The organism is Streptomyces sp. NPDC059679, from assembly GCF_042734105.1.
Lineage (GTDB): Bacteria > Actinomycetota > Actinomycetes > Streptomycetales > Streptomycetaceae > Streptomyces.
Map to the genome: position 1 here is coordinate 13,461 of NZ_JBHWES010000119.1, position 8,792 is coordinate 22,252.

The following is an 8,792-nucleotide window of genomic DNA, read 5'->3' on the forward strand; positions in this document are numbered from 1 at the left end:
GTGGCCCTCGCCCCCCCCCACCCCCGCCCAGGCGGCGCGCCCCCCCAGTTCGGCCGGGTCGGGGACCCCCCCCCCCCTCTCTTCGGCGGGGGGGCGGCACGCCCGGCTCACCGCCCTCGTCGAGCTCGCCGACCTCGACTCGGAGAACGCCGGCCAGCCCTACCCCGTCGCCTACGCGGCCGCGCGCAGCGCGGGCTACGGCGGCGCGCCCCAGGAGGCAGCCCCCGCCCTGGACCTCGAACCGCAGCGCCAGACCGTATACGCGCAGGTCAACGCCCGCTTTACGATGTCGCCCCCGCAACTTTGAGCGACCCGCGCACGGACGTGCGCGGGTCATATAAACCGCTCATCGGAGCACGCCCGCGCACGTTTCATTAGTTGTCGACGACCGGCCACCTAAAGGCCATGGGGGAGTGGCTGGTTCCCGGTTCTTTACCCGCCGGTAAGTCATAGGCTCGCCGCATGCGCCGAGCAAAAATCGTCTGTACTTTGGGGCCAGCAACCGACTCGTACGAGCAGATCAAGGCACTCGTCGAAGCCGGAATGGACGTGGCCCGCTTCAACCTCAGCCACGGCACGTACGCCGAGCACGAGGAGCGTTACCGACGAGTCCGGAAGGCCTCGCTGGAAACCGGTCGCAGCGTCGGCATCCTCGCCGACCTTCAAGGTCCGAAGATCCGTCTCGGTCGCTTCCACGAAGGCCCCGTACTCCTTGAACGCGGCGACGAGTTCACCATCACCGTCGAACCCATCGAAGGCGACCGCCTGCGCTGCGGCACCACCTACAAGGGCCTGGCCACCGACGTCAGCCGGGGTGAGCGCATCCTCGTCGACGACGGCCGGGTCACCCTTGAAGTTGTGGACGTCGAGGGCCCCCGGGTGCACACCATGGTCATCGAAGGCGGCATGGTCTCCGACCACAAGGGCCTCAACCTCCCCGGAGTCGCCGTCTCCGTCCCGGCGCTCTCCGACAAGGACATCGAAGACCTCCGCTGGGCGCTGCGCACCGGCGCCGACATCATCGCCCTGTCCTTCGTCCGCAACGGCAACGACGTCGTGGACGTGCACCGCGTCATGAAGGAAGAGGGCATCCGGCTCCCGGTCATCGCCAAGGTCGAGAAGCCGCAGGCGGTCGAGAACCTGGAAGGGATCGTCGACGCCTTCGACGGCATCATGGTCGCCCGCGGCGACCTGGGCGTGGAGATGCCGCTTGAGCAGGTGCCGATCGTCCAGAAGCGCGCGATCAAGCTCGCCAAGCGGAACGCGAAGCCCGTCATCGTCGCGACCCAGATGCTCGACTCCATGATCGAGAACTCCCGCCCGACCCGAGCCGAGGCCTCGGACGTCGCCAACGCGGTCATCGACGGCACGGACGCGGTGATGCTCTCCGGCGAGACCAGCGTCGGCAAGTACCCCATCGAGACGGTCAAGACCATGGGCCGCATCGTCGCGGCGGCCGAAGAGGACATCCTCGCCAAGGGTCTTCCCCCGCTCACCGAGCGCAACAAGCCCCGCACCCAGGGCGGCGCGGTCGCCCGCGCGGCCGCCGAGATGGGCGACTTCCTCGGCGCGAAGTTCCTGGTCGCCTTCACGCAGAGCGGTGACACCGTCCGCCGCCTCTCCCGCTACCGCTCACCCATCCCCCTCCTCGCCTTCACCCCCGAGCCGGCGACCCGCTCCCAGCTGAACCTCACCTGGGGCGTGGAGACCTTCCTCGGTCCGATGGTCGACTCCACGGACGAGATGGTCGCCCAGGTCGACGAGGAGCTTCTGCGGATCGGCCGCTGCCAGAAGGGCGACCTCGTCATCATCACCGCCGGCTCCCCGCCCGGCGTCTCCGGCTCGACCAACCTGGTGCGGGTGCACCACATCGGCGAGGCGGACTTGAGGTAGGGGGCTGATGCGGGCCGGAGTGCGGGGCGCGCTGCGCGCGCCTTAGTACTTCGGCCCGATGTGGGTGTCCATGAGGGTGACGGAGGCGCGCTTGGCGATGGAGATGTTCCAGGCGTTCGGCTGTTTCCACTCGACGCCTAACTGGTCGAGTGTGTCGGTGTAAAGCCCTCGGATGTCGGCGGACTTGTTGGTGAAGAAGTACCTCGGATACTCGTACCGCTTCCGCACCCCGCCAACGTCCTTCACGGTCCAGTTGGTGATCCGGCAGCCGTCGGAGTGCACGAGCCCTCGGACGAACTCCCACGGATTCGCCTCGACGATCTCGAGTTGCCAGGGTTCGAGGGCGATCGGCCGCTCGTGCTTCTTCCCCGGCCCGTGCTGAGGGAACAGACACGGCCAGTGCTTGCTGTAACCGGTCACCATGACGCATCCCTGCCGCTGAACGCGGCACACACTGTTATCGGGCCGCACGGCCCGCACCGCCGCCGCACAGGCGTCAATGAGGCCCGGCCAGGCATCCGCGCATGCGATGCGAAGAAGGTACACGCCCTTCTTGAGGCGACTCACGCAGCCGTCGCCGAGGTACAGGCCGAGTAGGTAGGCGTAGGCGGCGGGCTCCTCCGGCAGCTGCGGCTCGGGTGCGCATCTGGGACATGCGTCGCCCCGAGAGGCCGGCGAGAGAGGTTCGATCCGGATCTGCCACGCACGGATCGCGGCACGGGATATCCCGGTCTGCTTGCTTACGGAATTGAGGCTCCGGCCCTGGCCGACGAGAGCGAGGGCTCGCTTGCGCGTTTCGAGGTCGTACACACCATCGAGCGTGGCTGGTGGTGGGGTGCGTATTACTCGTTCGAAGGGGTGTTCACTTCATCGAGTGAAGGGCAGCGATTCTGCTGTGACCTTGGAATCGAAGGAAAAGTGCCCCGGGTCGGACTCGAACCGACACTGTATGGGTTTTGAATCCATTGCCTGCTGCCAATTGGGCTACCGGGGCCTGCAGTTTCGAAGGTCACCAACGACCCGCTGCGCGTCCACCTTACCGCAGCTAGGTAGGCTCATGTTGCCCGACCTGTTAAGGAGCGAGGAGCACATTGAGCACCACTGACGCCCCCGACGCGCAGTCGCACGTCCCCCCGCACACCACCCGCGTGGTCATCGCCGAGGACGAGGCCCTGATCCGCCTCGACCTCAAGGAGATGCTCGAGGAGGAGGGGTACTCCGTCGTCGGCGAGGCGGGCGACGGCGAGACGGCCGTCGCGCTCGCTCAGGAGCACCGTCCCGACCTGGTGATTCTCGATGTGAAGATGCCGGTCCTCGACGGGATCTCCGCCGCCGAGCGGATCGCCGCCGACCGTATCGCCCCGGTCCTCATGCTCACCGCGTTCTCGCAGCGCGAACTCGTCGAGCGGGCCCGGGACGCGGGTGCGATGGCGTACCTCGTGAAGCCGTTCAGCAAGAGCGATGTGGTCCCGGCGATCGAGATGGCCGTCTCCCGCTTCACGGAGCTGAAGACGCTGGAGAAGGAGGTCGCCGACCTCGCCCAGCGCCTGGAGACCCGCAAGCTGGTGGACCGCGCCAAGAGCATTCTGCAGACGCAGTACGGGCTGACCGAGCCCGCCGCGTTCCGCTGGATTCAGAAGACGTCGATGGACCGCCGGCTGTCCATGCAGCAGGTGGCCGAGGCGGTCATCGAGGACGCGGCGGAGAAGAAGCAGCAGTAGTCGCAGGGGTAGAAGCAGTGGCGGGCTCGCCGAGGAGGGCCCGTACGTCCTCGGCCTCCGCCGTTTCCAACTGCTCGTGGATGGCAAGCGCCTCGCGCCAGGAGGCCTGAGCTCGATCCGCGTGGCCGAGTTGTATCAGCGCTTTGCCGAGGACGGTCAGGATCATGGCGCGCCGCCATTCGCCGCCGATGATGCCTGTCGCCATGGCCTGCTCGGCATGCGCGGCGGCCTGCGCTGGGCGGTGCATGACCAGATGAGCTTCCGCCAGCCGGTAGTGGGTCATTCCCTCCCACAGGCGCTGGCGGTGCTCGCGGAAGAGGTTGGCCGCAGTCGTGAGCTGCTCGACCGCTTCGAGGGTCTGTCCGGCCTGGGCCAGCGCGATCCCGAGAGCGTACTGTCCGTTGGCGAGGCGCAGCGTGCGGCCCAAGCCCTCGTATGTTGCGACCCCGCGCCGGGCCAGCTCGATCGCTTCGGCCGTGCGGTGCAGTGCGAGGTGGACCCGGGACAGGTTGCACAGCGCGGCGGCTTCGCCGGACCGGTCGTCGGTGGCGTGGAACGCGTCGATCGCACGGCGCAGACGGTCTTCCGCTTCCCCATGCTGCCCCAGGAAGTGGGCGGTGATGGCGCTGTGATTCAGGATGCGGCCGGCGATGCCCGTGTCCTCCGTCGCCGCACCGATGTCCATGGCGCGCCGCGCCTGCTCGTCCGCCCGTGTGAGTTCGCCGCGCAGATGGAGCACTTGAGCCAGCGCGGTGCGGGCGCGGCCTTCGGCCCGATGATCCCCGGCGGCCTTGGCGGCCGTGCTGAGGCGTTCGGCCACGGCTTCGTACTGGCGGATGTGGGCCCCGGACTCGGCGAGGTCGGAGGCCGTCAGCAGGAGGTCGGCCGCGCGGCGCAGTGCCGTGCCGGAGTCGGGCTCGGTCGCGGTCTGGGCGACGCAGGCGAGCAGGCAGTCGGCTTCGACGTAGAGCCAGTCGAGTGCGGCGGTCCGGTCCGGGAAGTCGAGGCCGGGGTGGGTGGTGGGCGTCAGGTGGTCGACGAGGCGGTCGCCGGGCCGTTCTTGGGCGTAGGCCCGGGCGGCGGTCGCGAGGTAGAAGTCGAGGAGCCGGGAGAGGGCCGCGTCCCGGTCCTCCGGCGGCTGTTCGTCGCGTTCGGCGGAGGCTCGTGCGAAGAGGCGTACGAGGTGGTGGAAGCGGTAGCGGCCGGGGGCGGCGGAGTCCAGCAGCGAGGTGTCGACAAGGGACTCCAGTGCGTCCTCGGTGTTGTGCACGTCCATGTCGAGCAGGGCTGCCGCTGCTGGGAGGGAGATGTCCGAGCCGTCCGCGAGCCCGAGCAGCCGGAACGCGCGGGCCTGGTACGGCTGTAGCTGTCCGTAGCCCAGCTCGAAGGTGGCCTTGACCGCCAGGTCGCCCGCCCGCAGTTCGTCGAGCCGGCGCCGTTCGTCGGCGAGCTTGGCCGCCAGGACGGATACGGTCCAGGTGCGGCGCGCGGCGAGCCGGGAGGCGGCGATGCGGATGGCCAGGGGTAGGAAGCCGCAGGCGGCCACCACGTCCAGGGCGGCCTCGCGCTCTGCGTGCACCCGGTCCTGGCCGACGATGCGGGTGAAGAGGGCGAGTGCTTCCTCGGGGCTCATGACGTCCAGGTCGACCAGGTGGGCGGTCGCCAGGTCGACCATGCGGACGCGGCTGGTGATGATGGCGGCGCAGCCCTCCGTACCGGGCAGCAGCGGTCGTACCTGGGCAGCGTCGCGGGCGTTGTCGAGGAGGACCAGGACGCGGCGGCCGTCGAGGACGGAGCGGTAGAGGGCGGCGCGATCTTCGACGCCGTCGGGGACGGCGGAGTCGGGGGTGCCCAGGGCGCGCAGGAAGGAGCCCAGGACGGCTTCGGGGGCCGCGGGGGTGGGGCTGCCGCCCTGGAGGTCGACGTAGAGCTGTCCGTCGGGGAAGTGGGGGCGCGCGGTGTGCGCCAGGTGGACGGCGAGTGTGGTCTTGCCGATGCCGCCGATCCCGGCGAGGGCTGAGATGGCCATGACTCTGCCATCCGCCGTGGCGAGCTGTTCGCTGAGCTCGCGGACGAAGGCGGTGCGTCCGGTGAAGTCCGGGACGGTGGCGGGGAGTTGTGCGGGCACGAGCGGCTGGGGAGCCGGGATGTGTTCCCCGGGGGCCGCGAGGGCCGAATCGGCCTGGAGGATGCGCTGTTGCAGATCGCTGAGGTCCGCTGACGGGTCCACACCCAGTTCTTCGGCCAACAGCCGCCGGGTGTCCGCGTAGACGGCCAGCGCCTCGGCCTGCCGTCCGCTGCGGTAGAGCGCCAGCATCAGCAGCTCGCGCAGCCGCTCGCGAAGCGGGTGTGCGGCGGTCAGCGCGGTCAGTTCGGAGACCGCCTCTGCGTGGAGGCCCAGCTCCAGGTCGAGGTCGAGCCGCGTTTCGAGGAGCGAGAGGCGCCATTCCTCGAGGCGGAAGCGCTGGTTGTCCGCGTACGGACCCGGCAACCCGGCCAGCGGTTCGCCGTCCCACAGGGCCAGTGCCTCGTTGAGCAGGTCGCGGGCGCGGGTGGTGTCCCCGCTGTGCCGGGCCCGATCCGCCTCGGTGGCCAGTTCGGTGGCCACGTCGACGTCCAGCGCCCCGGCCTCGACGCGGATGGCATATCCGCCCGATGTGCTGACCACGACGTCCGGCCCCAAAGCCTTCCGCAGCCGTGAGGCGTAGGTCCGCAGCGCGGCGACGGCCGCGTGGGGCGGTTCCTCGCCCCAGAGGGCGTCGATCAACTCGGGCGCGGTCGCCGTCCGGCCGCCGCGCAGCAGCAGGGCGGCGAGCAGTGCCCGCTGCTGCGGTGAGCCGGTGCCGATCTGCTCTCTGTCCCGCCAGACCCGGACCGGGCCGAGCACGGAGAAGCGCAGCTGTTCGGAGGGGCCCGGTCCGCGTAGCACGATGGCGGGTGGCCGTGGGGCGGGCGGAAGTGGGCGCGGGGGAGGCTCGGGCGGGGTCTCGGGCGCGGGTGTGGGCTGACTCTTCGCGGCGGGGGCCAGCGCGCGCAGGACGTCCAGCGCCTCCGTCGTACGGCTCGCTTCGTGGAGGGCGTGGGCCAGTTGGGTGCGGAACGGTTCGTGGTGGGGGTGTTCGTCGGCGAGTGCGCGCAGTTCGGGGATGACCCGGCCGGGTCGGCCGAGCCGTAGGTCGGCCTCGATGCGCAGGGACAGCGCCTCCAGGCGCTCGGCTTCCAGCCGCCGTGCGGGTGCGGCGAGGCGGGGGCCCGCGGTGACGCCGGCAAGGGCAGGGCCGCGCCACAACTTCACGGCGGTGGTCAGCAGGTCGTGGGCGCGTTCGTAACGGGCCTCGGTCAGCTGGGTTCTGGCGTCGTCGAGCAGCGCGGTGAACCGGAACAGGTCCACGTGCTGGGGGTCGATCAGGAGGGTGTAGCCGATGGGGTGGGTGGCCAGCAGGCCCTGTCCGGTCTCGCCCGCTCGGGCGAAGTCCCGGCGCAGCCGGCTGGCGTAGGTGTGCACTTGGGCTCGGGCGGTGGCCGGCGGGGAGTCGCCCCACAGCTCTTCGGTGAGCGTTTCCACGGGGACGGGCTGTCCGCTGCGGAGCAGCAGGGAGGTGAGGAAGGTGCGGGCGCGTATCGAGGTGGGGGTGACGTCAGTGTCGTTCACGAGGAGTTCGACGGGGCCGAGGAGCCGCGCTTCGGTTCTCATGGGGCGGCTCCGGCGCTGTCGACGCCGTGGACGAGGCTGTCGCGCTGTTCGAGGAGCGCGGGGGCTCGCAGGCCGTATTCGCGCTCCCAGCGCTCCAGTTCATCGGTCACCAGCCGCAGGGCGCGGGTGTGGGCTCCGGTGGCGTGCAGGGCGCGGGCGAGCAGGACGACGATGCTCTCGTCGCCGGGGTGGTGGGTGTGGAGGTCCTGCAGTTCGGCCGTGGCGCGGGCGGCGGCGCCGAGGGCGAGCAGCGCGGCGGCGCGGCGCTTGCCGAGGTCGAGGCGGATTTCGGCGAGGCTGAGGCGGACGCTGCGGACGTAGGCGGAGGGCTGGAGGTCGGAGACGGGCTCGCCGCGCCACAGGCTCAGCGCGGTGTCGTAGCAGTCGAGGGCGATCTCGTTGTCGCCGTCGCCCTGGGCGGCCTCGCCGTCCTCCAGGAGGCGGCGGAAGACGGGCACATCGACGGTCGCCGGGGCGGTGTGCAGGACGTAGCTCACCTGGTCGGGGGCGTGTCCGGGGTGGGTGACCAGGCGGGGACCGTCGGCCGTCCCATCAGCGAACTGCCGCAGCAGCTGGCGCAGATGGTGGATGTGGACGTGGATCGCCTGGGTGGCCGAGGCGGGAGGCGGACCTGCCCAGATGCGCTCACGCAGCGTGGCGATGGTGACGGCCTGTCCCGGCGAGAGCAGCAGGATGGCGAGCACCGCCCGCCGCTGTGGGGGGCCGAGGGTGATGTCCGTACCGTCGTGGGCGGCCTGTACGGGCCCGAGAAGCCCGAATCGGAGGGATATCGTCCTCACCCCTCCCGTGATTGGCGATCGATGAAAGCCAGCCTAGCAGTACGCTTAGTGGGCGTTAAGTGGATAGAGAGCAGGCGCAGAGCGGAAAATGGTGGCGTACGGGGGAACTGCCAAGGAAGCTGCCTCATCGGGACGTTCATCAATCGATTATTGGCGGCGGGCACTCTGATTGAGCAGTGCACTTGCGACATGCCTAGTCCAGCGTGCGCTCAGGCAGGGCCTCCGGGGGTGGTAGCCCGGGGTGCCCTGCCTTGTCGTGCTTCCAGGTAACTCTGGCCTAACGGGGGTTACTTCGGCTACCGTCGTGTCCAACTCGCCGCGTGTCGTGCGTGATTCCGGGCTCTCCTACCAAGGGCCTGCGTGGAGTCCTTCGCGTCCGTGTGCCGAGAGCTGGACTAGGCAGAGTCGAAGGAGCGTGTGCTGCGGTGTATCCGGATTCCCTTGTGTGGTTGCTGGCCGGGGTCGTGGTGATCCTGGCCTTCTTCGTACTGGTCGGCTACGTGGCCAGGGTGCTGCGGACGGCGCAGCGGCTGCCCGGGGTGATCAGCGCGCTCGGGGTGTTCGTCGGGGTGCTGCCGACGATCCTCTACGCGCTGTATCGGGTGGTCGGTGTGGCCTGAGCCCAGGGCTGTTGGCTCTTCAGGACGCGACGAGGGCCTGTCCGTACCGTCACGGTACGGACAG

At 69.9% G+C, this 8,792-nt stretch carries 6 protein-coding genes, 1 tRNA gene and 1 pseudogene; 4 read left to right on the plus strand and 4 right to left on the minus strand.

Going from position 1 to position 8,792, the window contains the following annotated elements; translation table 11 throughout:
• Positions 1-307: pseudogene (locus ACFV2X_RS53345) on the plus strand (hypothetical protein); the annotation flags it as partial.
• 155 nt (positions 308-462) lie between these two features.
• On the plus strand, positions 463-1,893 hold the full coding sequence (pyk, locus tag ACFV2X_RS53350; RefSeq protein ID WP_358634217.1) for a pyruvate kinase: 1,431 nt from the start codon (positions 463-465) through the stop codon (positions 1,891-1,893).
• Positions 1,894-1,935: 42 nt separating this feature from the next.
• Here pyk and ACFV2X_RS53355 read toward each other — a convergent pair whose 3' ends face one another.
• A complete protein-coding gene (locus ACFV2X_RS53355; protein ID WP_385631061.1) occupies positions 1,936-2,703 on the minus strand; it encodes a transcriptional regulator in 768 nt (255 codons plus the stop codon).
• A 109-nt stretch (positions 2,704-2,812) separates the two neighbouring features.
• Positions 2,813-2,887, minus strand: a tRNA-Leu gene (locus ACFV2X_RS53360).
• 97 nt (positions 2,888-2,984) lie between these two features.
• On the opposite strand from ACFV2X_RS53360, the gene ACFV2X_RS53365 reads away from it, so the two are divergent.
• Positions 2,985-3,614 (plus strand): response regulator, encoded by a 630-nt coding sequence (locus ACFV2X_RS53365; RefSeq protein WP_358634213.1) that lies wholly within the window; start codon positions 2,985-2,987, stop codon positions 3,612-3,614.
• Here the strand turns inward: ACFV2X_RS53365 and ACFV2X_RS53370 are convergent.
• Entirely contained in the window at positions 3,580-7,308 is a 3,729-nt protein-coding gene (locus ACFV2X_RS53370; RefSeq protein WP_385631064.1) for a BTAD domain-containing putative transcriptional regulator, read from the minus strand. The two genes, ACFV2X_RS53365 and ACFV2X_RS53370, sit on opposite strands and share 35 nt — an antisense overlap.
• The gene (locus ACFV2X_RS53375; RefSeq protein ID WP_385631066.1) at positions 7,305-8,108 is read right to left on the minus strand and encodes a BTAD domain-containing putative transcriptional regulator; all 804 of its coding nucleotides are present in this window, start codon (positions 8,106-8,108) and stop codon (positions 7,305-7,307) included. The genes ACFV2X_RS53370 and ACFV2X_RS53375 overlap by 4 nt, the downstream gene beginning before the upstream one ends.
• Before the next feature lie 425 nt (positions 8,109-8,533).
• On the opposite strand from ACFV2X_RS53375, the gene ACFV2X_RS53380 reads away from it, so the two are divergent.
• Positions 8,534-8,728, plus strand: a complete 195-nt coding sequence (locus ACFV2X_RS53380) for a hypothetical protein (protein ID WP_089511369.1) — start codon at positions 8,534-8,536, stop codon at positions 8,726-8,728.
• Positions 8,729-8,792 lie beyond the last annotated feature (64 nt).

Bases quoted from the DNA above. Each gene is read 5' to 3' on its own strand.
- pyk (WP_358634217.1), top strand. From the start codon at position 463: ATGCGCCGAGCAAAAATCGTCTGTACTTTGGGGCCAGCAACCGACTCG.
- ACFV2X_RS53370 (WP_385631064.1), bottom strand. From the start codon at position 7,308: ATGAGAACCGAAGCGCGGCTCCTCGGCCCCGTCGAACTCCTCGTGAAC.